General features: G+C 64.6%; 26 protein-coding genes and 1 pseudogene. 19 read left to right on the top strand and 8 right to left on the bottom strand.

The genetic code is table 11. The features are described from left to right. Nucleotides 1-7: 7 nt before the first annotated feature. Both trpD and P6U28_RS14535 read right to left on the bottom strand, forming a co-directional pair. Nucleotides 8-1,021 (bottom strand): anthranilate phosphoribosyltransferase, encoded by a 1,014-nt coding sequence (trpD, locus tag P6U28_RS14540; protein WP_122403083.1) that lies wholly within the window; start codon nt 1,019-1,021, stop codon nt 8-10. 14 nt (nt 1,022-1,035) lie between these two features. Beyond that, complete coding sequence (locus P6U28_RS14535; protein ID WP_407122529.1) at nt 1,036-2,934, bottom strand: SurA N-terminal domain-containing protein; 1,899 nt, start codon at nt 2,932-2,934, stop codon at nt 1,036-1,038. 221 nt (nt 2,935-3,155) lie between these two features. Here P6U28_RS14535 and tpiA point away from each other — a divergent pair, with 221 nt between their 5' ends. The 3 genes from tpiA (at nt 3,156) to P6U28_RS14520 (ending at nt 6,232) form a co-directional block, all read left to right on the top strand. Continuing rightward, the gene (gene tpiA / locus P6U28_RS14530; protein WP_122403085.1) at nt 3,156-3,911 is read left to right on the top strand and encodes a triose-phosphate isomerase; all 756 of its coding nucleotides are present in this window, start codon (nt 3,156-3,158) and stop codon (nt 3,909-3,911) included. A 139-nt stretch (nt 3,912-4,050) separates the two neighbouring features. Next, entirely contained in the window at nt 4,051-4,434 is a 384-nt protein-coding gene (secG, locus tag P6U28_RS14525; RefSeq protein WP_122403086.1) for a preprotein translocase subunit SecG, read from the top strand. Nucleotides 4,435-4,600: 166 nt separating this feature from the next. Then, nucleotides 4,601-6,232 (top strand): CTP synthase, encoded by a 1,632-nt coding sequence (locus P6U28_RS14520; protein WP_122403087.1) that lies wholly within the window; start codon nt 4,601-4,603, stop codon nt 6,230-6,232. A 4-nt stretch (nt 6,233-6,236) separates the two neighbouring features. Here P6U28_RS14520 and P6U28_RS14515 read toward each other — a convergent pair whose 3' ends face one another. The 5 genes from P6U28_RS14515 to P6U28_RS14495 all read right to left on the bottom strand — a co-directional run bounded on the left by P6U28_RS14515 (nt 6,237) and on the right by P6U28_RS14495 (nt 10,479). Beyond that, nucleotides 6,237-6,899 carry a class I SAM-dependent methyltransferase gene (locus P6U28_RS14515; protein ID WP_162500263.1) on the bottom strand — a complete coding sequence of 221 codons (663 nt, stop codon included), beginning with the start codon at nt 6,897-6,899 and terminating at the stop codon, nt 6,237-6,239. Between the two features lie 112 nt (nt 6,900-7,011). Beyond that, nucleotides 7,012-8,388 (bottom strand): HAMP domain-containing sensor histidine kinase, encoded by a 1,377-nt coding sequence (locus tag P6U28_RS14510; RefSeq protein WP_122403089.1) that lies wholly within the window; start codon nt 8,386-8,388, stop codon nt 7,012-7,014. Continuing rightward, complete coding sequence (locus P6U28_RS14505) at nt 8,385-9,059, bottom strand: response regulator transcription factor (RefSeq protein ID WP_122403090.1); 675 nt, start codon at nt 9,057-9,059, stop codon at nt 8,385-8,387. Before P6U28_RS14505 ends, P6U28_RS14510 begins: the two co-directional genes overlap by 4 nt. A gap of 626 nt (nt 9,060-9,685) precedes the next feature. Then, on the bottom strand, nt 9,686-9,871 hold the full coding sequence (locus P6U28_RS14500; protein WP_407122528.1) for a hypothetical protein: 186 nt from the start codon (nt 9,869-9,871) through the stop codon (nt 9,686-9,688). A gap of 179 nt (nt 9,872-10,050) precedes the next feature. Further along, complete coding sequence (locus P6U28_RS14495) at nt 10,051-10,479, bottom strand: hypothetical protein (protein ID WP_407122527.1); 429 nt, start codon at nt 10,477-10,479, stop codon at nt 10,051-10,053. Between the two features lie 213 nt (nt 10,480-10,692). Between P6U28_RS14495 and P6U28_RS14490 the strand changes: the two genes are divergently transcribed. Further along, on the top strand, nt 10,693-10,818 hold the full coding sequence (locus P6U28_RS14490) for a hypothetical protein (protein WP_407122525.1): 126 nt from the start codon (nt 10,693-10,695) through the stop codon (nt 10,816-10,818). 244 nt (nt 10,819-11,062) lie between these two features. Here P6U28_RS14490 and P6U28_RS14485 read toward each other — a convergent pair whose 3' ends face one another. After that, nucleotides 11,063-11,326: a hypothetical protein gene (locus P6U28_RS14485; RefSeq protein ID WP_407122524.1), complete on the bottom strand. Its 264-nt coding sequence runs from the start codon at nt 11,324-11,326 to the stop codon at nt 11,063-11,065. Between the two features lie 256 nt (nt 11,327-11,582). On the opposite strand from P6U28_RS14485, the gene P6U28_RS14480 reads away from it, so the two are divergent. The 15 genes and pseudogenes from P6U28_RS14480 (at nt 11,583) to lpdA (ending at nt 26,372) form a co-directional block, all read left to right on the top strand. Beyond that, nucleotides 11,583-11,723: a hypothetical protein gene (locus tag P6U28_RS14480; RefSeq protein WP_407122522.1), complete on the top strand. Its 141-nt coding sequence runs from the start codon at nt 11,583-11,585 to the stop codon at nt 11,721-11,723. A gap of 392 nt (nt 11,724-12,115) precedes the next feature. Further along, nucleotides 12,116-13,279, top strand: a pseudogene (gene eno / locus P6U28_RS14475) (phosphopyruvate hydratase); the annotation flags it as partial. A 35-nt stretch (nt 13,280-13,314) separates the two neighbouring features. Further along, a complete protein-coding gene (locus tag P6U28_RS14470) occupies nt 13,315-14,448 on the top strand; it encodes a zinc-binding dehydrogenase (RefSeq protein ID WP_407122520.1) in 1,134 nt (377 codons plus the stop codon). A 116-nt stretch (nt 14,449-14,564) separates the two neighbouring features. Continuing rightward, nucleotides 14,565-15,563, top strand: a complete 999-nt coding sequence (locus tag P6U28_RS14465; RefSeq protein WP_122403097.1) for an MBL fold metallo-hydrolase — start codon at nt 14,565-14,567, stop codon at nt 15,561-15,563. Between the two features lie 197 nt (nt 15,564-15,760). Next, the gene (locus P6U28_RS14460; protein WP_122403098.1) at nt 15,761-16,312 is read left to right on the top strand and encodes an NADPH-dependent FMN reductase; all 552 of its coding nucleotides are present in this window, start codon (nt 15,761-15,763) and stop codon (nt 16,310-16,312) included. Nucleotides 16,313-16,408: 96 nt separating this feature from the next. After that, complete coding sequence (locus tag P6U28_RS14455; RefSeq protein ID WP_122403099.1) at nt 16,409-16,726, top strand: septum formation initiator family protein; 318 nt, start codon at nt 16,409-16,411, stop codon at nt 16,724-16,726. Nucleotides 16,727-17,037: 311 nt separating this feature from the next. Then, nucleotides 17,038-17,997, top strand: a complete 960-nt coding sequence (locus P6U28_RS14450) for a GAF domain-containing protein (protein WP_407122518.1) — start codon at nt 17,038-17,040, stop codon at nt 17,995-17,997. Nucleotides 17,998-18,247: 250 nt separating this feature from the next. Next, nucleotides 18,248-19,765 (top strand): aldehyde dehydrogenase, encoded by a 1,518-nt coding sequence (gene adh / locus P6U28_RS14445; protein ID WP_122403101.1) that lies wholly within the window; start codon nt 18,248-18,250, stop codon nt 19,763-19,765. Nucleotides 19,766-20,067: 302 nt separating this feature from the next. After that, entirely contained in the window at nt 20,068-21,090 is a 1,023-nt protein-coding gene (gene pdhA, locus P6U28_RS14440; protein ID WP_122403103.1) for a pyruvate dehydrogenase (acetyl-transferring) E1 component subunit alpha, read from the top strand. 29 nt (nt 21,091-21,119) lie between these two features. Then, nucleotides 21,120-22,511, top strand: coding sequence for a pyruvate dehydrogenase complex E1 component subunit beta (locus P6U28_RS14435; RefSeq protein ID WP_122403104.1), 1,392 nt, complete (start codon nt 21,120-21,122; stop codon nt 22,509-22,511). A 3-nt stretch (nt 22,512-22,514) separates the two neighbouring features. Further along, complete coding sequence (locus tag P6U28_RS14430) at nt 22,515-22,817, top strand: DUF5076 domain-containing protein (protein ID WP_122403105.1); 303 nt, start codon at nt 22,515-22,517, stop codon at nt 22,815-22,817. 2 nt (nt 22,818-22,819) lie between these two features. Next, nucleotides 22,820-23,272, top strand: a complete 453-nt coding sequence (locus tag P6U28_RS14425) for a nucleoside deaminase (protein ID WP_122403106.1) — start codon at nt 22,820-22,822, stop codon at nt 23,270-23,272. Nucleotides 23,273-23,334: 62 nt separating this feature from the next. After that, a complete protein-coding gene (locus P6U28_RS14420) occupies nt 23,335-24,690 on the top strand; it encodes a pyruvate dehydrogenase complex dihydrolipoamide acetyltransferase (RefSeq protein WP_407122515.1) in 1,356 nt (451 codons plus the stop codon). A 9-nt stretch (nt 24,691-24,699) separates the two neighbouring features. Beyond that, nucleotides 24,700-24,933, top strand: coding sequence for a hypothetical protein (locus tag P6U28_RS14415; protein WP_027574345.1), 234 nt, complete (start codon nt 24,700-24,702; stop codon nt 24,931-24,933). A gap of 17 nt (nt 24,934-24,950) precedes the next feature. Further along, nucleotides 24,951-26,372 carry a dihydrolipoyl dehydrogenase gene (lpdA, locus tag P6U28_RS14410; RefSeq protein ID WP_407122513.1) on the top strand — a complete coding sequence of 474 codons (1,422 nt, stop codon included), beginning with the start codon at nt 24,951-24,953 and terminating at the stop codon, nt 26,370-26,372. Nucleotides 26,373-26,414: the final 42 nt, after the last annotated feature.

Genomic DNA, 26,414 nt, shown 5'->3' with positions numbered 1-26,414 from the left:
GCGCAATTCAGCCGTTGGAGACCGTGACCAGGTGCTTCAGCTTCGCGTTGGCCGCGCCGCTGTCGATGGAGGCGGCGCCGATCGCGATGCCTTCCTTGAGGTCCTTGGCGCGGCCGGCCACGACCAGTGCGGCGGCGGCGTTGATCAGCGCCACGTCGCGATAGGGGCTCGGCTTGCCGTCGAGCACGCTTTGCAATGCGATCGCATTGGCGTCGGCGTCGCCGCCCCTGAGCGCACCGGCCTCGCAACGCGAGAGCCCGGCTTCCTCCGGCGTCACCTCGAAATTCCGGATCTCGCCATTGTGGAGCGCGGAGACGAAGGTCGGGCCGGTGAGGGTGATCTCGTCCAGACCGTCGGAGCCGTGCACCACCCAGGCGGATTCCGAGCCGAGGTTCTTGAGCACCTGCGCCAGCGGCTGCACCCATTGCCTTGAAAACACGCCGACCATCTGTCGCTTCACGCCGGCCGGGTTGGACAGGGGCCCAAGCAGGTTGAAGATCGTGCGGGTCGCGAGCTCGACCCGGGTCGGGCCGACGTTCTTCATGGCGGGATGGTGGGCGGGGGCGAACATGAAGCCGATGCCGCATTCGCGCACGCAGCGTCCGACCTGCTCCGGCTTGAGATCGATCTTCACCCCAAGCGATGCCAGCACGTCGGCGGCGCCCGAGCGCGAGGACAGCGCGCGGTTGCCGTGCTTGGCCACCGGCACGCCGGCGCCCGAGACGATGAAGGCGGCGCAGGTCGAGACGTTGACCGAGCCGGAGCCGTCGCCGCCGGTGCCGACGATGTCGACGGCGTCGGACGGCGCCGTCACGGTCAGCATCTTGGAGCGCATCGCCGCAACAGCGCCGGTGATCTCGTCCACGGTCTCGCCGCGCACCCGCAGCGCCATCAAGAGGCCGCCCATCTGCGAGGGCGTAGCCTCGCCACTCATCATGGCATCGAAGGCGGAAGCGGCTTCGTCACGCGACAGGCTGGCGCCGGTCGCCACTTTTCCAATGATAGATTTCAGGTCGTCCATCGCGTGCTTTCAACTCACTGGTTCGCGCCGGTCACCTGCGCGAAGGCGGCCTGATTAATGGTGGTCCCGATGTCGGTTTCAAGCTTGTTGACGTAGGATGCGACCTGCTCCTCGGTCTGGGCCCGGTCGAGGCTCTCCTTCAGCTTCTTGACAGCATCGGAGGCAAAGTCGACCGCGGGGTCGACGATGTCGGTGACGCGGAAGACGATCACCTCGCTGCCGCCGCTCACGGGCGTCTGTCCGACGCCGTCCTTGGCGGCACGGAACGCGGCCGACACGATGGTGGCGGGCACGCCGGCGGGCGTATCGTCGCGCTTGAAGCCGGTCGCGGTCTCGACCTTGGCGCCGGCCGCTGCCGCTTCATCCGCGAGCTTGCCGCCCGCTTCGAGCTTCTGCACCATCTCGGTCGCCTTGGCCTTCAGCTTGGTCGCGATCTGGTCCTGGCGCCAGCGTGCCTCGACCTGGTCGCGGACCTCGTCGAGATTGCGGTCGCGCGAGGGCATGATGGCGAGCACGTCGTACCAGACATAGCCGCCCTTGAAGGAGATCGGGTCGTTGTCGACGCCGACATCGGTGTTGAAGGCCTGCGACACCACGTCGAGACCCTGCGGGATGTTGGCGACCGGTTGGCCGTTCGGGGCGCGGCCGGAGCGGTCGACGGCGTCGATGGTCACGGCGGTGAGGCCGAGCTTCTGTGCCGCGTCGATCACGCTGGCGCCGCCGCCGCGCTCGTCTTCCATCTTGTCGCGGAGATCGGCGACCTTGACGCGCGCGCGCTCGGTCGCGATCTCGCGCTTGATGTCGCCGGCGAGGCTGGCGTAGTCCGCCTCCTTGCCCGGCTCGATCTTGTCGACCCTGACGATGGACGTGCCGAGAGCGCCCTGGATCGGTTGGCTGATCTCACCGGCCGGAAGCGTGAAGGCGGCATCGCCAACCGCGGGGTCGAGCGAAGACTTGGTGACGAGGCCAAGGTCGACGTCGGAGGCGCTCAGCCCGCGTTCCTTGCCGAGATCCTCGAACGACGTCCCGCCGACGAGGCGCTCGCGTGCGGCTTGCGCTTCGGCAACGTTCGGAAACACGATCTGCTGGATCTGTCGCTTCTCCGGCGTGCCAAGCCGGTCCTTGCGCTGCTCGAATACCTTCTTGGCGTCCTCGTCGGAAACCTCGGTCCACTTGCCGATCTCTTCCGGTGAGATCACGACGAAGGCGATCTTGCGGTATTCGGGCGCGCGGAACTGGACCTTGTGATCCTCGAAATAGGTGGCCAGGGCTTCGGGCGAGGGCGCCTCGATGGTGCCTGCCTGTGCAGCGTCGAGCTTGACGAATTCAATGGTACGCTGCTCGTTCTGGTACCGCGTCAGGACGTCGATCATTGCCTTCGGCGGCTCGATGCCCGCGCCGATCGTGCCGGTGATCTGGCGGCGAAGCGACACCTTGCGCTGCTCGGCGACATAACGCGGTTCGGTGTAGCCAAAATTGCGGATCACGGCCTGGAAGCGGTTCGCATCGAAGTTGCCGCCGACGCCCTTGAAGTTGGGATCGTTCATGATGACTTGGCGGATCTGGTCATCGGACTGGCCGAGCCCGAGCCGGCGCGCCTCTTCGTCGAGGGCGGCTTCCGCGATGGTCTGCTGGAGGACCTGGCGGTCGAGGCCGAAGGCCCGCGCCTGGTCCGGCGTCAGCGGACGGCCGAACTGGCGGCTGATCTGCTGCAGGCGGTCGGTGTAGATCTGCCGGAACTCGTTCAGCGAAATCTCGGTGTGGCCGATCTTGGCGACCGTGGACTGCCCGAAGCCGCGGAAGATGTCGGCGATGCCCCAAATGCCGAAACTGATGATCAACACGCCCATCACCACGGCCATAATGGTCTTGCCGAGCCAGTTCGATGAGGCCTTGCGCATTCCTCGGAGCATTTGGTCCAACTTGTCTGGTCAGGAGGGAACGGGAGCGCGTCTTAATGCAGATTCCGCAAAAGCGCGTCACCAAATTGATAGATCATCATAAAGTGGCGGCTTTCCCCCCGCAACCTTGCCACGGGTCCCCCTTGAGACCTGCGGTTAAAGGCCTCTAGGTCTGGAACTGCCGCGACAGCTCTGCTAGCGCATGCACAAACCTCATTTTGCTGGACATTGACATGACCGACGCCATCCGACCGCTGATCGCCGGCAATTGGAAAATGAACGGCCTGAAGGCCCAGGCTGCCGAATTCGACGCCATGCTCGACGGTGCGGCAGACGTGGCCGGCAAGGCCGACTTGTTGGTTTGCCCGCCGGGGACCCTCGTTGCGGCGTTCGCCGAGAGGGCACGTGGCAGGAAGGTCGCGGTGGGAGCGCAGGATTGCCACCCCAAGGCCTCAGGTGCCCATACCGGCGATGTTGCCGCCGAAATGCTGGTGGATGCGGGCGCAACCGCCATCATCGTCGGCCATTCCGAGCGCCGCGCCGACCACGGCGAGGGGGATGCGCTGATCCGGCAGAAGGCCGAGGCCGCCTGGCGCGCCGGGGCGACGGCGATCGTCTGCATCGGCGAGACGCAAGGCCAGCGGGACGCCGGCCAGACCCTGGACATCGTGCGCGGCCAGCTTGACGGTTCTCTGCCTGACAGCTCGACCGCAGCCAATCTGGTCGTGGCCTATGAGCCGGTCTGGGCGATCGGCACCGGGCTGACCCCCACAGCCAAGGATGTCGAGCAGATTCATGGCTTTATCCGGGAACTCCTGATCTCCCGGTTCAAAGCCGAGGGAGCGAAGATGCGAATCCTCTATGGCGGCTCGGTCAAGCCCTCGAATGCGGCCGAGCTGATGGCGGTGAAAAACGTCAACGGCGCGCTGGTCGGTGGCGCCAGCCTGAAGGCGGCCGATTTCCTTGCGATCGCCAAAGGCTGTCCCTAGCTAATCCAATGCGTTGATCCCGACCCGATCGGGGGTGGCAATACCCCTCCCGATCGTGTAACACCGCGCAACTTCAGGAAAACCCCCGAAGCGCGATCGGCCGCCGTCAGGCGCCGCCCGCTTGTGACGGAAGGATATCATGCAGACCGTTGTCATCGTCATTCACCTCATGATCGTCGCTGTCATGATCGGTGCCGTGCTGCTCCAGAAGTCGGAAGGCGGCGGCCTCGGCATGGGCGGCGGCGCGGGCTTCATGTCGAGCCGCGGCACGGCGAACCTTCTGACGCGGACCACCGCGATCCTGGCCGTCGGGTTCTTCCTCACCAGCCTGTTCCTGTCCTGGTATGCGGGCTACGACCGCAAGCCGTCGTCGATCATCGGCCAGCCGGCGCAGACCCAGCCAACCGGTGGTTCGCCGGTCGCGCCGCCAACCTCGGGCGGCATCCTGGATTCGCTCAAGAAGGCCGACGAGCAGCAGCAGGCCCCGGCCCCGAGCGGCCCGCAGGTACCGCGCTCGCAATAAAGCAGGGGGGCCATGCAGGGCGGCCGCTACCGTCCTGCATCAAAAATCCCCATCAAGGCACTGTCACCACTCTTAGTTTTGGCTCACCCACAGGCCCGCAAAATCTTTGGGGCGGAATACGAATCGCTTTGGCGAATCGAATTCGAGGGATTAGAGGTTAAGTCCCATGGCGCGGTACATATTCATCACCGGCGGCGTGGTTTCCTCGCTCGGCAAGGGTCTGGCTTCGGCGGCACTGGGTGCTCTGTTGCAGGCCCGGGGCTACAAGGTTCGCCTCCGCAAGCTCGACCCCTATCTCAACCTCGATCCCGGAACGATGTCGCCGTATCAGCACGGCGAAGTGTTCGTGACCGACGACGGCGCGGAGACCGACCTCGATCTCGGTCACTACGAGCGCTTCACCGGCCGGCCGGCGACCAAGGCCGACAACATCACCACCGGGCGCATCTACCAGGACATCATCACCAAGGAGCGCCGCGGCGATTATCTCGGCGCGACCATCCAGGTGGTTCCGCACGTCACCAACGCGATCAAGGAATTCGTCCTCGACGGCAATGACGGCTACGACTTCGTGCTGGTGGAGATCGGCGGCACCGTCGGTGACATCGAGGGCCTGCCGTTCTTCGAGGCGATCCGCCAGCTCAAGAACGAGCTGCCGCGCGATCACGCCGTCTACATCCATCTGACGCTGCTGCCCTACATTCCGAGCGCCGGCGAATTGAAGACCAAGCCGACACAGCACTCGGTCAAGGAGCTGCGCTCGATCGGCATCCAGCCGGACATCCTGCTCTGCCGCACCGATCGCGCGATCCCGAAGGAAGAACGGCGCAAGCTCGGGCTGTTCTGCAACGTGCGCGAAAGCGCCGTGATCGAGGCGCGCGACGTCGACAACATCTATGCGGTGCCCGAGGCCTATCACAATGCGGGCCTCGACGATGAAGTGCTCGCCGCCTTCGGCATCGCCTCGCGGATTCCGCCGGAGCTGCGCAGCTGGCAAGAGATCAACGAGCGCATCCGCAACCCCGAGGGCAACGTCACCATCGCCATCGTCGGCAAATACACCGGCATGAAGGATGCGTATAAGTCGCTGATCGAGGCGCTCTCGCATGGCGGCATCGCCAACAAGGTGAAGGTCAACCTCGACTGGATCGAGAGCGAGATCTTCGAAAAGGAAGATCCGGCGCCGTTCCTCGAGCACGTCAACGGCATCCTGGTGCCCGGCGGTTTCGGTCAGCGCGGCGCCGAAGGCAAGATCAAGGCGGCGCAGTTCGCGCGTGAGCGCGACGTGCCGTATTTCGGCATCTGCTTCGGCATGCAGATGGCGGTGATCGAGGCTGCGCGAAACCTCGTCGGCATCGAGGACGCCAACTCCACCGAGTTCGGCCCGACCAAGGAACCCTTGGTCGGTCTGATGACGGAATGGCTGCGCGGCAACGAGCTCGAGAAGCGCTCGCAGGCCGGCGACCTCGGCGGCACGATGCGCCTCGGCGCCTATCCGGCAACGCTCAACCGCGGCAGCCGCGTCTCGCAGGTCTATGGCGGCGCGACCGAGATCTCCGAGCGTCACCGCCATCGCTACGAAGTCAACACCGCCTACAAGGATCGCCTCGAGCAGCACGGGCTGAAATTCTCGGGCCTGTCGCCCGACGGCGTGCTGCCTGAAATCGTCGAGTACGAGGATCATCCCTGGTTCATCGGGGTCCAGTTCCATCCCGAGCTGAAGTCGCGCCCCTTCGAGCCGCATCCGCTGTTCGCCTCGTTCATTCAGGCGGCGGTGGTGCAGTCGCGGCTGGTCTGACGGCTCAGCGCGCGGCGGAATAGTCGCGCGCGTGATGCATCGGCCCCAACGGGGCCCGCGCTGACGGTTCAGGCGCAACCGATCCCGTGATCAGCTTCATCTGTGGTCGCCGCGTCAGCCTGTAGACGGCCGCGGGCGGCACGTTCAGCAAGGCGCGATCCACCAGCCTTGCGCGCAGGCCCAGCCGGTCGAGCACGGGCCGCGGTACCGGGCAGCTCATGCCATAGGTGAACTGGTAGAAGGCGCCGCCGGGGCGGACATAGCTGAACGCGCCGCTGAGGATCGAGATGACCTTGCGCCTGCTCATGTTGAGCAGCGGCAGGCCGCTCACGACCGCGCCGACGGGGGCGCCGTCATAGAGGCGGTCGGTCGTCAGCCGCGCCGCGTCCATCCACAGCACGCGTGCGCCGGGAAAGCGCAGTTGCAGGAGCTTCATGAAGTCGGAGCCGTATTCGACCAGCGTGAGATCCTGCGGCCGCACGCCGCGTTTGAGCAGCTTGTAGGTGAAGGCGCCGGTGCCGGGCCCAAGCTCGAGAATCGGCCCCGTCGATGCGCTGATCTCGCGCGTGATGAGATCGGCGAGCGCCGCACTCGATGGTGCGACAGCGCCGACCCGACGCGGGGACGACATCCAGGACAGGAAGAAGGAAAGGAAATCGTTGGGCATGCGCACTCCGGCATCTTGGTTTGCACCTGCTGAGATCACAGGTGAGACGGATGCAGTGTTGCGGAGGCGCATTGCGACAGCATTGCGCCGCTAGAGGCGCATGCGGATTGAATCAACTCTGTCGGACCGGCGGCAACGTCATCCGGAAACAGGCGCCGCCCTCCGCTCCGTCCGGCACCGAAACGTGGCCGCCATGCAGCTGCACGATCTCGCGCACCATGTTGAGGCCGAGGCCGGCACCGCGATCGAGCGGCGCGAGCCGATAGAACGGCTCGAAGATCTGCTCGCGCTGATCGGCGGGAATGCCGGCGCCTTCATCGGTGACCTCGATATTTGCGGGCCTGCCGACGCGAATCCCGATCGTGCCGCGGCGAGGACCGTGCTGGATCGCATTCTGCACGAGATTGGTCAGTGCGCGCTCCAGGGCCGCCGCATCGCCGATCGTCTCGACCGGTGTCGAGGGCGCATCGAGCGCCAGCTCGTAGCCGGCGGCAATCGCCAGCGGCGCTAGGTCGGCGGCGACGCTTTGCGCAACGGCAACCAGATTGACGCGCGTGAAGGGATGGCCGCAGCGGTCGAGCCGCTGGATATCGAGCAATTGCTCGGCAAGAGTCGCCAGCCGCGCCGCATCCTCCAGCAGGCGATTCTTGTCCGGCCCAGGGGCAAGTGACTCCAGGCGCGTGTTCAGGATTGCGATCGGCGTGCGCAGCTCATGTGCGGCGTCCGCGACGAAGCGCTTGTGGCGGGCATAGCCCTGGTCGAGCCGGGCCAGCGCGTCGTTGATCGCGGTCACGAGGGGCACGACTTCGAGCGGAATCCGCTCCACCGGGAGCCGCGCGCCGCGTTGGTGGATGTCGATGCGCCGCGCCTCGTCCGCCGCGATATCGAGTCCTCCGAAGGCGCGCCGCACGATCATCGGCGTCGCGATGAACGTCGCCGTTCCCATCAGGAGCAGGCCGGGCAGGGCGATGCCGAGGAACGCAAGGGACGTCATGAACAGCGCCTTGGCGCCGGTCAGGCGTCCTTGTGTCGCCGTGATGACCTGCACGTTGCCCGCATCAGTGTCGACCCGCTTCATGCGCGCCGCCGGCTTGCGCGGATCGTCCTCGAACAACTGCCAACCGAGCCGCGCCTGGCTGATCCGGTCGAGACCTCCGCCGATCGCGGCGAATTCGGCCGGCACGGCGCCTTCGGTGAGGGAGCGTCCCTCCCGGTCGCGTACCAGGAACCAGAGGTCGGGTGTCTCGCTGCGCAACTGCTGCAGTTCGGCCGTTGGCCGCAAGGCCAATCCACCTTGCGCATCGCGCGTGAGCGCACGCTGGACGACATCGATGACGCGGTCCTCATCGCGCGGCGCCAGCACGAAGCCGGAGGCGCAAAGACCGGTGAGAACGACTGCAAGCAGCGCGACGAGGATGACCGCCTGAAGCGAGAGCAGGCGCCAGCTCAGCCGCGAGCGTAGGCAATAGGGATCGTCGTGTTTGCTCATGGCAACTTCTTGAGGAGATAGCCGACGCCGCGAATGCCGTGGATCTCGATACCCGCGTCGGCTTCCGCGAGCTTTCGCCGCAGCCGCGAGACATGCGTGTCGAGTGCGTTGGACTGGATCTCGTCGTCGAAATTGTAGACCGCCTCTTCCAGCGCCGAGCGCAGCACGGTCCGGCCCATGCGGCGAAGTAACGCTTCGAGCACCAGGAGCTCGCGGCGGGGCAACTCGAACGGCTCGCCGTCGATGCTGGCTTCGCGATGGCCGACATCGAACGCGAGGCGGCCGGCACGGATGATTTCGGGGGAGAGGCCCGCAGGCCGCCGCAGCACTGCACGCAGCCGCGCCAGCAGCTCCTCGACTGCAAACGGTTTTGCCAGATAGTCATCGGCGCCGCCGTCGAGGCCGGCGATGCGGTCGGCGAGCTCCCCGCGCGCAGTCAGGACGATGATGGGCACGCCGTCGGCACGCGCGCGGAGCTTGGGGATCAAGGCGAGGCCATCGCCGTCAGGAAGCTGGCGGTCGAGCAGGACGGCGGCATGGACGTCGGCGGAAATGGCTTCCTCCGCCTCGGCGAGCGTCGGAGCATGATCCACCACCATGTCATAGCGCTTCAGCGCCGAAGCCAGCGCGCCGGCCATTTCCGCTTCATCCTCGACCAGCAAAATCCGCATGTAAGGGCACCTGAACCGCATCTGACGCCTTTGTAGCGGCCCGATCATTGCGGCAGCATTCGCACTCATCGCGCAGCAGCTGGTGGTGGATCCGCACCATAGCGGTTTTACCGTGGGCCTCGGCGAGCAGCGGCGTCAGTGGCTGGCGCCGCCAGGTTTTCAACGATCGACCTGACCAGATCACACGCGCTTAACGACCTTAACAAAGCGCCGCGCAACTGAGGACCTGACGCCAGGCTGAAGGCGCCCGACGCGCCGGGGGAATCCCGCGCGATGCAGTACGAAGAAGGCGAGGGCAGCCACCGATCCCGGCTTCGCTGACACCGCGCCATCTCAGGGCGGCTTGAAGCGCGGGCGCCCGGCGCGCTCGATCCGGCGCAATGGACGTCGTTGGAGGACGCATGGTTACCGAACGCCGCCACTGGCTGCAGGTCGGCTTTCGCCACCTCTTCCACGATCTGTCGATCATCGCGCCGCCGCCGACCGCGCCCGGTGCAAGACGCGGCTGATGATTTCAGCGCCTTTGCTGGCTTGCTCTGGCTACGACTTGGCGCCTCGGGTCAGCCTGAGCATACCGCCACCCGCACCCTCGTGGCACTGGCCTGGAGGCAGCTTTCCGGTGGCGGTCACTTCCACCAGGCAGCGGCAGCGACCGCCGGCTGGGCCGAAACGCCAGCCGCGATCAGGCCAGCGGCACGCAGAAGGTGATCGAACGCTGGGCGCCTTGGCTCATCGACCACGATTTCGCTGGTGCCAGCGCCGCAGTTGGTGTTGGGCAGAAGGTCGCGCTTCGATCGCACAGCGGTGGTCATCACGGCGCCAACGATGAACCGCCAGACGCTTATTCGGGGCGTTTTGCCATCGCACCGACTTTCACGAATCCAACGTCATAATCACATTGGCAGTTCACCGGACACGCCGCCAGGCTTGTTCTGTTTCATCGCCCTGTCTGGCGTTCAGAGTCGGCCAGACTGCCTGATCGCCGGTAACGTCACCGCTGGTCGGAACAGCGCCCGCATCTCAACGCCGATGGCGCCGCCGCGCCGCTGCAGCACCGGCAGAGCAAGATGATCGCCAGGCGATCGCGAACGCCTGGGTCGGTTGCCGCCAGCATCACGTTGTAAAGCGTGTTAACCACCGAGGAGGCTTCATCGCGCTGGCTGCCCGAATTTCGCCAGCGAGCCCATTGATGTTTCGCGCCGTAACGCGATCGCCATCGGCCTTTCTTGCGGCCGGTCAAACACCGCCGTGGTTTCCACCGCGACACGCCGGTGAAGATGAACTCGCTCGCGATGCAGTGATCGGCGGTGGTGCCAATTTCGCCCAGGTCGGCTGCTGAAGCAAAGGCGCCGCAACCGCCAGACGCGCCGGTGCATGGATGCCCGCCCCTGGATGCGGCAGCACGGGCGATCCGGTCCAACGCTCTGGGCCCGGCCCAGCGAGCAGGCCAGCCAGGCACCGTGACGGTGAGGCTGAAGCACGGTGCGCGAAGCGCCTTCTGGAGATCGCGTAGCTGGTAAAGCCGGGCGGCGATGACGATCGATCCACCCGACGGTGCGATTCTCGCCCAAGATAGAAAAGACGCCGCCGGAAATCGACATGTTCGCGTATTATCTTGCTGGATGCCGATTTGATGCCGCCACGGATATCGAAGACGCTGAGCGCGCAGCTGTTCTGCTTTGACCCCGAGGCGATGGTGCCGCCGATCATCAGCGTGGTGTTCCGTGTAAAGGCGCCGCAGACGGCAAAGCCGCGATAGAGCTGAGATGATTTCATCTGAGGCGCTGCGCCTTCCGGCGCAGAAGTCGATCACTGATGCGCGAACTGTCGGTCACCGGCAGATGAGAACCGCAAATATCCGGCATCGAAATCAAATTCTTTGCGGACAAATACAATGGATTGGGCCCTTGTGGTAACACCTGACCGCACTGATTGAGACGCCACACTGCCATCTTTATGAGCGGAGGACGCATCAGCAGCGCCAACTGGCGTAATCAACCTGATCAGCAATGATGCGCAACGCGCCGAATCTGGTAGTTCAGGTGCCGCCGGATCAAACCATTGGCGTAATGACAGCGAATGTCGCCGGCAAGATCGCCAACTTTCGGGGAAAGTGGACCAGCGCCGGCTTTGCAGTTGCGAAACCCGCCAGGCAACTCGTTCTTTAGCGCCGCAGCGAGTGTTAGCAGCGTCACGCCAGCTTGCTGCCTCTGCACGAGCTGGCTGGCGGATCGCAATGGCGGCGAGCCCGCCGGTTCCACTGCCAATCGATCCAAGCTCCTGATCCGACTGACGCCGTGGAGTCGCCTGATCGGCGCTGCAGACGGACGACGCTGCGCCAGCCAGCCCGGGCAGATCGATCTCTGAAGAGGCGAGCGCCGGCTGCAGCACGAGGCAAAACGATACCGCCTTGGCGGCCGCCAGTGGCGCCAGAACGATCCCTTTGGCGCTTTGAATGCCATCCTCGATTTCATAAGCCGCCGGTAGAGCTCAATCAACTGGTAACCAGGGCTATCCCGCCGAATGACGCTGAAGATTGGTGACGCGAATCTTCCGTGGGAGGCGAAAGATACGCACCTTGATCGGCTGGCTGACCGCGATCAGCATTGGCCGCCAGAACCAGGTATCGCCAGCTTCGATGGCGACATGCGCGGCGTCCGCTGAGGGCTGACCGCCCGAAACTGGCCATCTCGCGTGACTGGTTTCGCCGATACCCGGCCGGGAACAAACCAAATGTTGGGTTGGGCGATCGCACTGAGTTTTTAAACAGACAGACGGCCCGGAACGGGCCTGTAAAACCAACCAGGGCGGTGACTGCCGCGAACTTCGGGTGACATGATCCGGTGCGCACTCCTGATCGCTTCGACGATACGACGCGAATCAGACAAAACGATAGGCTGGAGCCGTCACAAACCGCGGCCAAACAGAGGTCACCGGCGGTCGATGATTACGAAGCAGAGCCTCGCAAGACCGCGGTAACCGCGACTTAACCGCAGAACGGACTGGCGGATGACCATCACCGTCGAGACAATTGCCGCGAATTCTGAGCCGGGCAATCCACCACCGGCGCGCACGAGGCGGTGGAACTGCGCGACGGCGACAAGGCCCGCTATCTCGGCAAGGGCGTGACCAAGGCGGTCGGCGCCGTCAACGGGGAGATCTTCGAGGCCCTGAGTGGCCTCGATGTCGAGCAGCAGGCCCAGATCGACCAGATCATGATCGACCTCGACGGCACGCCGAACAAGAGCCGGCTGGGCGCCAACGCCATCCTCGGCGTCTCGCTCGCCTGCGCCAAGGCGGCCGCGAACTCGCTCGACATGCCGCTCTACCGTTATGTCGGCGGCACCTCGGCGCGCCTCCTGCCGGTGCCGATGATGAACATCATCAATGGCGGCGTGCATGCCGACAATCCGATCGACTTCCAGGAGTTCATGATCCTTCCGGTCGGCGCATCCTCTTTCGCCGAAGGCCTGCGTTACGGCGCGGAGGTGTTCCACACGCTGAAGTCCGAATTGAAGAAGGCCGGCCACAACACCAATGTCGGCGACGAGGGCGGCTTTGCCCCGAACCTGCCGTCGGCCGACGCCGCGCTCGACTTCGTCATGAACGCGATCGGCAAGGCCGGCTTCAAGGCGGGCTCCGACATCGTGCTCGGCCTCGACTGCGCCTCGACCGAGTTCTTCAAGGACGGCAAGTATGCCTATGAAGGCGAGGGCAAGACCCGTTCGATCTCGGAGCAGGCGAAGTATCTTGCAGACTTGGTCGCGCGCTATCCGATCGTGACCATCGAGGACGGCATGTCGGAAGACGATATGGACGGCTGGAAGGAGCTTACCGACCTCATCGGCAAGAAGTGCCAGCTGGTCGGCGACGACCTGTTCGTCACCAACGTCAAGCGCCTCGCCGAAGGCATCAGGGCCGGGCGCGCCAACTCGATCCTGATCAAGGTCAACCAGATCGGCACGCTGACCGAGACGCTGGCCGCCGTCGAAATGGCGCACAAGGCCGGCTACACCTCGGTGATGTCGCACCGCTCCGGCGAGACCGAGGATTCCACCATCGCCGACCTCGCAGTCGCCACCAATTGCGGTCAGATCAAGACCGGCTCCCTTGCGCGCGCTGACCGCACCGCCAAATACAACCAGCTCCTGCGCATCGAGCAGCAGCTCGGCAAGCAGGCGCTCTACGGCGGCAAGGCGGCACTGAAGGCGCTGGCATAAGCCGGCGCTTCAACACGGACAGGGAGAGGATCGACATGAGCGACGGCAAGACCGGACTGCAGTTGCGTTCGCTGCTCAAAAAGAGTGGCGAGCTGGAATTGTCTCTCGTGAATGTCCCGACGCCGGAGCCGGCCGACGATGAGGTCGTGGTTCGCGTCGAAGCCTCCCCGATCAACCCCTCAGATCTCGGACTTCTGATCGGGCCGGCCGACATGTCGGCCGCCCAGGCCTCCGGCACGAAGGAGATGCCGGTCATCACCGCCAAGATGCCGGAGGCGGGGATGCGGATGATGGCGGCCAGGTTCGATCAGTCATTGCCGGTCGGCAACGAGGGCGCCGGTACGGTGATCCAGACCGGATCGTCCGATGCCGCGAAAGCGCTGATGGGCAAGACGGTGTCGATGATCGGCGGTGCGATGTACACGCAATATCGCGTGCTCAAGGTCCGCGATGTCATGGAGCTGCCGGCGGGCACCACGGCCGTGGACGGTGCGTCCTGGTTCGTCAATCCGCTGACTGCGCTCGGCATGACCGAGACGATGCGGCGGGAGAACCACAAGGCGCTCGTGCACACGGCCGCCGCCTCCAATCTCGGCCAGATGCTCAACAAGATCTGCATCAAGGACGGCATCGGCCTCGTCAACATCGTCAGGAGCAAGGAGCAGGCCGACATCCTGCATAAGATCGGCGCCAAATATGTCGTGGATTCCAGCGCGCCTGGTTTCATGGACGATCTCACCAATGCACTTGTCGAGACCGGCGCCACCATCGCCTTCGATGCCATCGGCGGCGGCAAGCTGGCGGGCCAGATCCTGACCGCGATGGAAATTGCAGCCAACAAGACTGCGAAGGAATACAGCCGATACGGCTCCAACGTGTACAAGCAGGTCTACATCTATGGCAGCCTCGACACGCGCCCGACGGAGCTGAGCCGCTCGTTCGGGCTGAGCTGGGGCGTGGGCGGCTGGCTGCTCACGCCGTTTCTTCAGAAGATCGGTCCGGCCGAGGTGGGCCGCCTGCGCCAGCGCGTGGCGTCCGAGCTGAAGACCACGTTCGCCAGCCACTACACCAAGGTGGTTTCGCTTGCCGAGGCGCTCGATCTCGCCAACGTCGCGGTGTACGCCAAACGCGCCACCGGCGAAAAATTCCTCATCAACCCAAACAAATAATGGTGACGTGCGACGGCACGTCACCGAAGGAAAGTCTTGCCTTCTGAGCGAAGCGGGAGATTATTCCGCCGCCATTTGAAGCGGAAAACCGCTAGGCGCTCAGAAGGGACATTTCCATGACCGATCTCAATCGTCGTCACCTGCTCGCAGGCGCCGCCGCCATGGGTGCGGCTGCCGTGACCGGGCTTCGCCCAACCGTTGCCAATGCCGCAGTGCCGCAAGCCGGCACGCAGGCCCCGGGCTTCTACCGCTACAAGGTTGGCAGCTTCGAATGCACTTCGATCAACGATGGCGCGCGCACCTTCCCGATGCCGGACAAGTTCGTCGTCAACGTGCCGAAGGAAGAAGCCGCAGCAGCCGGCGAGGCGGCCTACATGCCGAAGGGCATGGTCACGGTGCCGTTCAACCCGCAGCTCGTCAACACCGGCTCCAAGTTGGTGCTGATCGATACCGGCAACGGCGTCGCCAATCTCGAGCCGAGCAAGGGTGCGGTCGGCCGCACGCTGCAAAACCTGCAGGCCGCCGGTGTCGACCCCAAGAACGTCGATATCGTGCTGCTGTCGCATCTGCACCCTGACCACACCAACGGCATCCGTTTGGCCGACGGCGGGCTGGCCTTCCCGAATGCGGAGATCATGGTGCCGGGCAAGGACTGGGAGTTCTGGACCAGCGAGGACAACGCCGCCAAGGCCGAGTCCAATCCGATGATGAAGAACTACTTCGCCAACGTGAAGAAGACCTTTGCCGGCCTTGAATCCAAGGTCACCAAGTACGAGTGGGGCAAGGAGGTCGCGCCCGGCATCACCTCGATCGCGACGCCGGGTCACACGCCCGGCCACACCTCCTTCGCGGTCGCATCTGGCGATGCCAAGGTGCTGATTCAGTCCGACGTCACCAACATCCCGGAATTCTTCCTGCGCAATCCGGACTGGCACGTGATGTTCGACACCGATCCCGCGCTGGCGCAGGCGACGCGCCACAAGTTCTACGACATGGCGGCGGCGGAGAAGGCCACCGTGATCGGCTTCCACTTCACCTTCCCATCGGTCGGCCATGTCGAGAAGGACGGCGCCAAATATCGCCTGATCCCGTCGGCGTGGAATCCGACGATCTGACCGCGGTTGAACCCTGGTGCGAAAGGTCGGGCCGCCGCTTGGCGGCCCGATTGCTTCGGATCGCTTCCGCCGGAATGGGGACCAATTTCCAGAAACACAGCGTTTCCAAATCAAGCCAGTTCATGCACTTGCATCTATTGGCCCTGATGATTTAAGTGCTTTCGCGGCATTCCCGCTCAAGCTCTCAAGGACACTCAATGGCCTACAACATCGTCACGATCGCCGGCAGCCTGCGCAAGGACGGTTTCTCGCTCAAGATCGCCAATGCGCTCGCCAAGCTCGCGCCTGGCTCGCTCAAGCTCGAGGTGATCACGCCGGCGGGCATCTCGTTCTTCAACCAGGACCTCGAGGGCGCGCCGCCCGCGGACTGGCTCGCATTCCGCGAGAAGCTCCAGAAGTCGAACGGCGTCCTGTTCGTCACACCCGAGTACAACCGCTCGATCCCGGGCGCTCTCAAGAACGCCATCGACGTCGCCTCGCGGCCCTATGGCAAGAGCTCCTTGCTCGGCAAGCCGGTCGGCATCATCTCCAACTCGCCGGGGCCACTCGGCGGCGTCAGCGCGGCCAAGCATCTGCAGAACATCCTGCCGGGCATCTCCGGTCCGGTTCTCCAGCAGCCGGAAATCTATCTCAACGGCGTCGGCGACGCCTTCGATGCGGACGGCAACCTGACCAAGGATTCCCTCAAGACCGTGCTGCAGCAGTACATCGATGCTTTCGCCGCGCATGTGGCGAAGAATCAGGGCTGAGCACTCACTCTCTCCGTCACGGCCGGGCTTGTCCCGGCCGTCCACGTTCTTGGGGCAATTAGCACTCCCTTAACCAACCTGTCCCATCTTCCCGGGATGGTCTCCCGCGCCCGCCTGAAATCGATCCTGACCGGTCTTGCCCTCTATGCGATGGCGGCGGCGATCGTCGGCTATTTCGGCGTCAACGCCTATACCGGCAAATACGGCCTCAACGCCCGCCAGGAGCTCGATCAGGAGATCATCGCACTGACCAGCGAGCTGGCCCAGCTCAAGCGTGAGCGCGCCAGGAGCGAGCAGCGGGTGTCGCTGCTGCGGTCCGAGAAGATCGACCCGGACATGCTGGACGAGCGGGCACGCTTCCAGCTCGACTATGTCAATCCGCGCGATCTCGTTCGGATGATCCCGGCGAACTAAAGCGCGACGAGATTTGGATGAATCGTCATCGCGCTTTAGCTTGTTGTTTACGCATGATCTTTCCGGAAAACCGCTTCGCACTTTTCCGGATCATGCTTTAGCGTATCCGCGGCTTTCGAAACCGCCACCGAAAAGCCGCTGAACCGATCCCGTGCTCTTTGCTCCTGCGAAGGTCGTAAGCCCGGAACCGGGCGGACGCCTTGACGGCAGCACGGTCGCTGGCACATGGCTTTTGTGGCGTCTGCCGAAGTTGACGCGGATCAACCGGGCAGCACCGGCACGTTCTAGACTGCCATCCGGAGGAAACAGTGATGAATGGGTCAATGCCCCGGCATCACGCGGCCCGCGTCGAGGCCGCCATCGCGTCTGGCCAGGCGGCTCGGTCCGCGCTCGTGGCCTCGTGGTGCCGTTCCTCCAGATTGCATCATCTTGATCCGGGCGGCCGCACCGCGCCGATGCGGCTGACCGAAGCCGAGCTGCGCCAGGCGCGCGAGCGCATCGCGCCGCTTCTGGCCGCCGCGCAAGGCGCGATGGACCGGCTTTATCAGGCGGTCGGCGCCGCGGGCTGCTGCGTGCTGCTCGCCGACCGCGATGGCGTGCCGGTCGATCGCCGCGGCACGGTGGCGGACGACGCGACGTTTCAATCTTGGGGGCTGTGGACCCGTGCGCTCTGGAGCGAGGAGCACGAGGGCACCAATGGCATCGGCACCTGCCTCGTCGAGCAGCGTCCGCTGACGATCGATCGCGACCAGCATTTCTTTGCCCGCAATACGCTTCTGAGCTGCACCGCCGTTCCGATCTACGACCATGAGGCGGCACTCGCAGGCGTGCTCGACGTGTCCTCCTGCCGCGCCGACCGCACCGACGCCTTCGCCAGCCTGATCGCGCTCGCGGCAGGCGAGGCGGCCAAGCGTATCGAGGCCGATCTGTTTCGAAAGGCCTTTGCCCATGCCCGCATCGTGCTGACGCAAGCTGCGGACGGAAGTTGCGGCGGTCTCGTTGCGGTCGATGCGGACGATCTCGTGATCGGCGCGACCCGCTCCGCCCGGGTGGCGCTCGGAATTGCCCCCGGCCGGGCCTTGCAGCCGATGCCTGCCGCCGACCTGCTCGGCGGCGATACCGCGCACGATCACCTTGCCGGCGGCCAGCGCGCGGTGTTGCAGCGTGCACTGCTCCGCGCCGGCGGCAATGTCTCGGCAGCCGCCAAGGCTCTCGGCGTCAGCCGCGCCACATTGCACCGGAAGCTGAAGCGGTTCGAGCTGAACCACTGAGCCGCTGCTTCTCAGCCGCCATTGCGGTGTTGAGCCGGTTGCTCGAAACGCAGGTCTCGTGTCCCGGACGCAGCGCAGCGCGTCCGGGACACGATGGTGATGCCTAGCCCATCACTGTCGCAGAACTGCGACAGGTCCGCTCCGCGATCGCGTCCGCCCGGGCTGACAGAAAACGCCTCCCGCATCATCGTCGGCGCAAGTCGCGGGTCACGCGACGACAAGCGCAAACAGCAAACATCGGGAGTGATCAATGAACAAGGTGGAATTCCTCGGCGTCACCAAAGTTCCCTTTGCCGAACGCTACGACAATTTCATCGGCGGTAAATTCGTCGCGCCGATCTCGGGCAAGTATTTCGACAACGCCTCGCCGCTGACCGGCCAGGTCGTTTGCAAGATCGCGCGCTCCGACGCGCAGGACGTCGAGGCGGCGCTCGATGCGGCGCATGCCGCCAAGGCCGCCTGGGGCCGCACCAGCGTCGCCGAGCGCGCCGCGATCCTGAACAAGATCGCCGACCGGATGGAGGACAATCTCGAGCGTCTCGCCATCGCCGAGACCTGGGACAACGGCAAGCCGATCCGCGAGACCCGCGCCGCCGACCTGCCGCTCGCGATCGATCATTTCCGCTATTTCGCGGGCGTCGTGCGCGCCCAGGAAGGCTCGATCGGCGAGATCGACCACGACACCATCGCCTATCATTTCCACGAGCCGCTCGGCGTGGTCGGCCAGATCATTCCCTGGAACTTCCCGCTGCTGATGGCCTGCTGGAAGCTCGCGCCGGCGCTCGCTGCCGGCAATTGCGTCGTGCTCAAGCCCGCCGAGCAGACCCCGGCCTCGATCATGGTCTGGGCCGAGATCATCGCCGACCTGCTGCCGCCTGGCGTGCTCAACATCGTCAACGGTTTTGGCCTCGAGGCCGGCAAGCCGCTGGCGTCCAGCCCGCGCATCGCCAAGATCGCGTTCACCGGCGAGACCACGACGGGCCGGCTGATCATGCAATACGCCAGCCAGAACCTCATTCCGGTCACGCTGGAGCTCGGCGGCAAATCGCCGAACATCTTCTTCAAGGACGTCACGGCGGAAGACGACGACTTCTTCGACAAGGCGATCGAAGGCTTCGTCATGTTCGCGCTGAACCAGGGCGAGGTCTGCACCTGTCCCAGCCGGGCGCTGGTCCACGCCGACATCTATGACCGCTTCATGGAGCGGGCGCTGAAGCGCGTCGCCGCGATCAAGCAGGGCGATCCGCGCGATGCCACCACCATGATCGGCGCCCAGGCGTCTAGCGAGCAGCTATCCAAGATCCTCTCCTATATCGACATCGGCAAGCAGGAGGGCGCCAAGGTGCTCGCCGGTGGCGGACGCACCCAGCTCGGCGGCGATCTCGCCGGCGGCTTCTACGTTCAGCCGACCGTGTTCGAGGGCCACAACAAGATGCGCATCTTCCAGGAGGAGATCTTTGGTCCCGTGGTTTCGGTCACGACCTTCAAGACCGATGAGGAGGCACTCGCGATCGCCAATGACACGCTCTACGGCTTAGGAGCCGGCGTCTGGAGCCGCGATGCCAATCGCTGCTACCGCTTCGGCCGGGAGATCCAGGCGGGTCGCGTGTGGACCAACTGCTACCATGCCTATCCCGCGCATGCGGCCTTCGGCGGCTACAAGCAGTCGGGCGTCGGGCGCGAGACCCACAAGATGATGCTCGACCACTACCAGCAGACCAAGAACCTCCTGGTCAGCTACAGCCCGAAGAAGCTCGGCTTCTTCTGATCGGGAATGCCGCACGCATGAGGCCGTCGTGCCCGGGCTTGTCCCGGGCGTCCACGTCCTTCGTGCCGCGGGACAAGGCGTGGATGGCCGGGACGAGCCCGGCCATGACGCTATCGAGGCGAATCCGCACGCGCACCCTGGCGCGCATAGATTTGTTGCCCGATCAGCGCCAAAGATTTTCCATTATTTCGATCACGTTGCAGTGCGGCATAATGAAAGTCGTGCGATGCCGCCGCGGTGCTTTCCAAGGGCGTTTGACTTGGGTTAGAGAGGGCGAAAGTTTTCTCTGACCCGGAATTCCTATGGCCGCACCCAAGAAAGCCGCCGCAAGCACTTCACAGGACAAGTCCGACGGCGGTTCGCCACCGGAATTCACCAGGGAGCAGGAGCTCAAGGCGCTCCGCGACATGCTCCTGATCCGGCGGTTTGAGGAAAAGGCCGGCCAGCTCTACGGTATGGGCGCGATCGGCGGCTTCTGCCACCTCTATATCGGCCAGGAAGCCGTGGTGGTCGGCATGCAGATGGCCCTGAAAGAGGGCGATCAGGTCATCACCGGCTATCGCGATCACGGCCACATGCTCGCCACCGGCATGGACGCCAACGGCGTCATGGCCGAGCTCACGGGCCGCCGCGGCGGCTATTCCAAGGGCAAGGGCGGCTCCATGCACATGTTCAGCAAGGAGAAGCACTTTTACGGCGGCCATGGCATCGTCGGCGCCCAGGTCTCGCTCGGCACCGGTCTCGCCTTCGCCAATCACTATCGCGGCAACGGCAATGTCAGCGTCACCTATTTCGGCGACGGCGCGGCCAACCAGGGCCAGGTCTATGAGAGCTTCAATATGGCGGAGCTCTGGAAGCTGCCGGTGATCTACGTCATCGAGAACAACCGCTACGCCATGGGCACCTCGGTCTCGCGCGCCTCGGCGCAGCAGGATTTCTCCAAGCGCGGCGTCTCCTTCAACATCCCCGGCAAGCAGGTCGACGGCATGGACGTCCGCGCCGTCAAGGCCGCGGGCGAGGAGGCGGCGGCCTGGTGCCGCGCCGGCAAGGGGCCCTACATCCTGGAGATGCAGACCTACCGTTATCGCGGCCACTCGATGTCCGATCCTGCAAAATATCGCACGCGCGAGGAGGTCGAGAAGGTCCGCCACGACCAGGATCCGATCGAGCAGGTGCGCAACCGCCTGTTGGCGGCCAAGGTCAGCGAGCAGGACCTGAAGGCGATCGACGCCGAGGTGCGCGACATCGTCAACGCCTCTGCCGATTTCGCCCAGCATGATCCCGAGCCGGACGCCGCCGAGCTCTGGACCGACGTTTACCGCTGAACGCGCGCAAGCTTTCTTTTGGAGAAGATATGCCAATTCAAGTGCTGATGCCCGCGTTGTCGCCCACGATGGAGAAGGGCAACCTCGCCAAATGGCTGAAGAAAGAGGGCGAGACGATCAAGTCCGGCGACGTCATCGCCGAGATCGAGACCGACAAGGCGACGATGGAGGTCGAGGCGACCGATGAGGGCACGCTCGGCAAGATCCTGATCCCCGAGGGCACCGCCGACGTCGCGGTGAACACGCCGATCGCGACCATCCTCGCCGACGGTGAGAGCGCAGCTGATCTTGCCAAGGCGCCGGCCCCCGCCAAGCAGGAGAAGGCTGCCGAGTCGGCGCCGCCTGCGGCGGCCAAGGCCGAAGTGCCGCAGCCCAAGGCTGCGCCGTCTGCACCGCAGGCCGTCGCCGAGCCCGATCCGGAAGTGCCTGCCGGCACCGAGATGGTGACGCAGACGATCCGCGAAGCGCTGCGCGACGCCATGGCCGAGGAGATGCGCCGCGATCCCGATGTGTTCGTGATGGGCGAAGAGGTCGCCGAATATCAGGGCGCCTATAAAGTCACCCAGGGATTGCTCCAGGAGTTCGGCGCCAGGCGCGTGATCGACACGCCGATCACCGAGCACGGTTTTGCCGGTGTCGGCGTCGGTGCCGCGATGACGGGCCTCAAGCCGATCGTCGAGTTCATGACCTTCAACTTCGCCATGCAGGCGATCGACCAGATCATCAACTCCGCGGCCAAGACGCTGTACATGTCCGGCGGCCAGATGGGCTGCTCGATCGTGTTCCGCGGGCCCAACGGTGCCGCCGCGCGCGTCGCCGCGCAGCACAGTCAGGACTACTCGGCCTGGTACTCGCATATTCCGGGCCTGAAGGTGATCGCGCCATATTCGGCCGCCGATGCCAAGGGTCTGCTCAAGGCTGCGATCCGCGATCCCAACCCGGTGATCTTCCTCGAGAACGAGGTGCTCTACGGTCACACCGGCGAAGTGCCCAAGCTCGACGATTACGTGATCCCGATCGGCAAGGCGCGCATCGTGCGTTCGGGCAGCCACGTCACCATCATTTCCTGGTCGAACGGCATGACCTATGCGCTGAAGGCCGCCGACGAGCTTGCCAAGGACGGCATCGAGGCCGAGGTGATCGACCTGCGCACGCTCCGTCCGATGGACACCGAGACCATCATCAACTCGGTGAAGAAGACCGGCCGCGCCGTCACCGTGGAAGAAGGCTGGGCGCAAAGCGGCGTCGGCGCCGAGATCGCCGCGCGCATCATGGAGAACGCCTTCGATTATCTGGATGCGCCGGTCGCGCGCGTCGCCGGCAAGGACGTGCCGATGCCCTATGCCGCGAACCTGGAGAAGCTCGCGCTGCCCTCGGCGGCGGAAGTCGTCGAGGCCGCCAAAGCCGTCTGCTATAGGTAGACCATGGCGGGCCCCAGGGAGCAGCCACTGCCGCCGGACGTCATGACCCGCGAAGACGCGGTCGAGATCCTGCGCGTGTTCGTGCTGGACGGCGGGCTGTCGATGGCGTTCCAACGCGCCTTCGAGGAGCCCGACATGTGGGGCCTCCTGCTGGTCGATCTTGCCCGCCACGCCGCGCGCGCCTATGCGCGCGAGAGTGAATACACCGAGGAGGACGCGCTGAATCGGATCCTCGACATGTTCCAGGCGGAGATCGAGCGTCCCACCGACACCGGCACCACGACGCCGCGCGGCAAGGGGCACTGACCGTGGCGATCGAATCCTATCATTACGATTTCATGCTGGAGGCGATCCGCGAAGCGGAGGCCTCGATCGCGCAAGGCGGCCTGCCGATCGGCGCGGTGCTGACGCGCGACAACAAGATCATCGCCCGCGGCCACAACAACCGTGTTCAGGAGAACAACGTGATCCTGCACGGCGAGATGAGCTGCCTGCGCGAGGCCGGTGCGATCAAATTCCACGATACCGTCATGTACACCACGCTGTCGCCATGCTCGATGTGCGCCGGCGCGCTGGCGCTGTTCAAGGTCAGGCTGGTGGTGATCGGCGAATCCGTCACCTTCCCCGGCTCCAAGGACATCCTCGACAAGTTCGGCATCCCCTGGATCGATCTTGCCGACGACCGCTCCATCACCATGATGAAGAATTGGCGTTCCATCCCAGCCAATGAGCGCCTGTGGCAGGGCGACATCGGCAACTAAACCTGGTCTGTTCGTCTCCGCTGTCGGAAACGACGTTTTGCAAAGTTCTTCTTGAGGTCAGCATGCCCATCAACATCCTGATGCCCGCTCTCTCGCCGACGATGGAGAAGGGCAACCTCGCCAAGTGGCTGAAGAAGGAGGGCGACAAGGTCAAATCCGGTGACGTCATCGCCGAGATCGAGACCGACAAGGCGACCATGGAGGTCGAGGCGATCGACGAGGGCACGATCGCCAAGATCCTGGTGCCCGAAGGCACGCAGGACGTCCCGGTCAACGACGTGATCGCGGTGCTTGCCGGCGAAGGCGAGGATGTGAAGGCCGCGGGCGCTGCGAAGCCGACCGCCTCGGCTGCACCTCCCAAGGCCGCTGAAGCACCTGCTGCGGCGCCGGCGCCGGCACCTGCTCCGGCCGCACCGAAGGCGGCGCCGGCACCGGCCGCCGCACCGACCCCGCAGGCTGCAGCTGCCGCCGTGCAGGGCAATGGCCATGGCGGCCGCGTGTTCTCATCGCCGCTGGCGCGGCGTCTCGCCAAGGAAGCCGGCATCGACGTGGCGATGGTCACCGGTACCGGCCCGCACGGCCGCGTGGTCGCGCGCGACGTCGAGCAGGCCAAGTCCGGCAAGGGCCTCAAGGCACCCGCCGCGGCGCCGTCGGGTGCGCCCGCGATCGCGCCGACCATGTCGGACAAGCAGATCCTGTCGCTGTTCGAGCCAGGCTCTTACGACATCGTGCCGCATGACGGCATGCGCCGGACGATTGCCCAACGTTTGACCGCGTCGATCCAGAACGTCCCGCACTTCTATCTCACAATCGACTGCGACATCGGCAAGCTGCTCACCGCGCGCGAGGAGATCAATGCGGCTGCTCCCAAGGACAAGGAGAAGAAGCCGCTCTACAAGATCTCGGTCAACGATTTCGTCATCAAGGCAATGGCGGTCGCGCTGCAGAAGATCCCGAACTGCAATGTGAGCTGGACCGAAAGCGGCATGGTCAAGCACCATCATTCCGACGTCGGCGTCGCGGTGGCGATGCCCGGCGGCCTGATCACGCCGATCATCCGCAAGGCCGAGACCAAGACGCTGTCGACCATCTCCAACGAGATGAAGGACTTTGCCGCGCGCGCGCGTTCCCGCAAATTGAAGCCCGAGGAATACCAGGGCGGCACCACCGCCGTCTCCAACCTCGGCATGTACGGCATCAGCCACTTCACGGCCGTGATCAATCCGCCGCATGCGACGATCCTTGCGGTCGGCACCAGCGAGGAGCGCCCCGTGGTGCGCGGGGGCAAGATCGAGATCGCGAACATGATGAGCGTGACCTTGTCCTGCGATCACCGCGCCATCGACGGCGCGCTCGGCGCCGAGCTGATCGGTGCGTTCAAGCAGCTGATCGAAAACCCCGTGATGATGATGGTCTAGAGCCGCCGCATGACGACGCGCTGGCCCTGGATATCGATGCTGCTGTCGATCATCATCCTCGTCAGCCCGCTCGGCACCGGCGTTCTGCGCGACGCCTTCTTCAGCGGCGAGCTGCTCTCGCGCAGCATTGCCCAGCCGATCGTCTTCATCGGTCTTGCGATCCTGATCTCGATCTGCGTCATCGAATGGCTGGTCAGGTCGATCATTTCAAAACGCCGCTCCGGCGGTGCAACGACCTCTTGAGTTGAACGGGAGCCGACATGGCCGATACATCCTTCGACGTCATCATCATCGGCTCCGGTCCCGGCGGCTATGTCACCGCGATCCGCGCCGCGCAGCTCGGCCTCAAGACGGCAATCGTCGAAAAATCCTATCTCGGCGGCATCTGCCTGAATTGGGGCTGCATCCCGACCAAGGCGCTGCTGCGTTCGGCCGAGATCTATCACAACATGCAGCACGCCAAGGATTACGGCCTCTCGGCGGAGAAGGTCTCGTTCGATCCGAAGGCCGTGGTGCAGCGCTCGCGCGGCGTCTCCAAGCGGCTGAACGACGGCGTCGGCTTCCTGATGAAGAAGAACAAGGTCAGCGTGATCTGGGGCGCCGCCTCGATCGACGCACCCGGCAAGGTCACCGTGAAGAAGTCCGACGTCGAGGGCCCGAAGGGCGCTCTGGGCGAGGGGACCTATCAGGCAAAACACATCATCGTCGCGACCGGGGCGCGGCCGCGCGTTCTGCCGGGGCTCGAGCCCGACAAGAAGCTGGTCTGGACCTATTTCGAGGCGATGGTACCGGATCGGATTCCGAAGTCGCTGCTGGTCGTCGGCTCCGGCGCCATCGGCATCGAGTTCGCGTCCTTCTTCCACACGTTGGGCTCTGACGTCACTGTGGTCGAGGTACTGCCGCAGATCCTGCCCGTGGAGGACGCGGAGATCGCAGGGCTCGCGCGGAAACGCTTTGAGAAGATGGGCATGAAAATCATGTCCTCGACCAAAGTCACAAAACTCGAGAAGAAGGCCGACAGCGTCGTCGCCACGATCGACGACGGTAAGGGCAAGCCCGTCACCACCGAGTTCGAGCGGGTGATTTCGGCCGTCGGCGTCGTCGGCAACATCGAGAATCTCGGCCTCGAAAAGCTCGGTGTGAAGACCGACCGCGGCTGCATCGTGATCGACGGCTACGGCAAGACCAACGTCCCAGGCATCTACGCCATCGGCGACGTCGCAGGTCCCCCGATGCTGGCCCACAAGGCCGAGCATGAGGGCGTGATCTGCGTCGAGGCGATCAAGGGCCTGCATCCGCACCCCATGGACAAGAACATGATCCCGGGCTGCACCTATTGTCATCCGCAGGTGGCCTCCGTGGGCCTCACCGAAGCCAAGGCGAAGGAGAGTGGCCGCGAGATCCGCGTCGGCCGCTTCCCCTTCGTCGGCAATGGCAAGGCGATCGCGCTCGGCGAGGACCAGGGCCTCGTCAAGGTGATCTTCGACAAGAAGACCGGCCAGCTGCTCGGCGCCCACATGGTCGGCGCCGAGGTCACCGAGCTGATCCAGGGCTACGTGGTCGCCATGAACCTGGAGACGACGGAAGAAGAGCTGATGCACACGGTGTTCCCGCATCCGACCCTGTCGGAGATGATGAAGGAAGCCGTGCTGGATGCGTACGGACGGGTGTTGAATATTTGACCGAGCGCCACCGCCGTCGTTGCGAGCGAAGAGAGCTGTTTG

It is taken from the genome of Bradyrhizobium sp. STM 3561, assembly GCF_045571455.1.
In the GTDB taxonomy this organism is placed as follows: Bacteria; Pseudomonadota; Alphaproteobacteria; order Rhizobiales; family Xanthobacteraceae; genus Bradyrhizobium; species Bradyrhizobium vignae.
This window is presented reverse-complemented; position numbering and strand designations above follow the sequence as displayed.

Bases quoted from the DNA above. Each gene is read 5' to 3' on its own strand.
- P6U28_RS14470 (WP_407122520.1), top strand. From the start codon at position 13,315: ATGAGCGACGGCAAGACCGGACTGCAGTTGCGTTCGCTGCTCAAAAAG.
- lpdA (WP_407122513.1), top strand. From the start codon at position 24,951: ATGGCCGATACATCCTTCGACGTCATCATCATCGGCTCCGGTCCCGGC.
- P6U28_RS14435 (WP_122403104.1), top strand. From the start codon at position 21,120: ATGCCAATTCAAGTGCTGATGCCCGCGTTGTCGCCCACGATGGAGAAG.
- P6U28_RS14500 (WP_407122528.1), bottom strand. From the start codon at position 9,871: ATGACCACCGCTGTGCGATCGAAGCGCGACCTTCTGCCCAACACCAAC.
- P6U28_RS14460 (WP_122403098.1), top strand. From the start codon at position 15,761: ATGGCCTACAACATCGTCACGATCGCCGGCAGCCTGCGCAAGGACGGT.
- secG (WP_122403086.1), top strand. From the start codon at position 4,051: ATGCAGACCGTTGTCATCGTCATTCACCTCATGATCGTCGCTGTCATG.
- P6U28_RS14430 (WP_122403105.1), top strand. From the start codon at position 22,515: ATGGCGGGCCCCAGGGAGCAGCCACTGCCGCCGGACGTCATGACCCGC.
- P6U28_RS14510 (WP_122403089.1), bottom strand. From the start codon at position 8,388: ATGAGCAAACACGACGATCCCTATTGCCTACGCTCGCGGCTGAGCTGG.
- P6U28_RS14480 (WP_407122522.1), top strand. From the start codon at position 11,583: ATGACGCTGAAGATTGGTGACGCGAATCTTCCGTGGGAGGCGAAAGAT.
- P6U28_RS14455 (WP_122403099.1), top strand. From the start codon at position 16,409: ATGGTCTCCCGCGCCCGCCTGAAATCGATCCTGACCGGTCTTGCCCTC.
- P6U28_RS14415 (WP_027574345.1), top strand. From the start codon at position 24,700: ATGACGACGCGCTGGCCCTGGATATCGATGCTGCTGTCGATCATCATC.
- tpiA (WP_122403085.1), top strand. From the start codon at position 3,156: ATGACCGACGCCATCCGACCGCTGATCGCCGGCAATTGGAAAATGAAC.
- pdhA (WP_122403103.1), top strand. From the start codon at position 20,068: ATGGCCGCACCCAAGAAAGCCGCCGCAAGCACTTCACAGGACAAGTCC.
- P6U28_RS14535 (WP_407122529.1), bottom strand. From the start codon at position 2,934: ATGCTCCGAGGAATGCGCAAGGCCTCATCGAACTGGCTCGGCAAGACC.
- P6U28_RS14465 (WP_122403097.1), top strand. From the start codon at position 14,565: ATGACCGATCTCAATCGTCGTCACCTGCTCGCAGGCGCCGCCGCCATG.
- P6U28_RS14450 (WP_407122518.1), top strand. From the start codon at position 17,038: ATGAATGGGTCAATGCCCCGGCATCACGCGGCCCGCGTCGAGGCCGCC.
- P6U28_RS14490 (WP_407122525.1), top strand. From the start codon at position 10,693: ATGCCGCCACGGATATCGAAGACGCTGAGCGCGCAGCTGTTCTGCTTT.
- P6U28_RS14520 (WP_122403087.1), top strand. From the start codon at position 4,601: ATGGCGCGGTACATATTCATCACCGGCGGCGTGGTTTCCTCGCTCGGC.
- P6U28_RS14420 (WP_407122515.1), top strand. From the start codon at position 23,335: ATGCCCATCAACATCCTGATGCCCGCTCTCTCGCCGACGATGGAGAAG.
- P6U28_RS14505 (WP_122403090.1), bottom strand. From the start codon at position 9,059: ATGCGGATTTTGCTGGTCGAGGATGAAGCGGAAATGGCCGGCGCGCTG.
- adh (WP_122403101.1), top strand. From the start codon at position 18,248: ATGAACAAGGTGGAATTCCTCGGCGTCACCAAAGTTCCCTTTGCCGAA.
- P6U28_RS14515 (WP_162500263.1), bottom strand. From the start codon at position 6,899: ATGCCCAACGATTTCCTTTCCTTCTTCCTGTCCTGGATGTCGTCCCCG.
- trpD (WP_122403083.1), bottom strand. From the start codon at position 1,021: ATGGACGACCTGAAATCTATCATTGGAAAAGTGGCGACCGGCGCCAGC.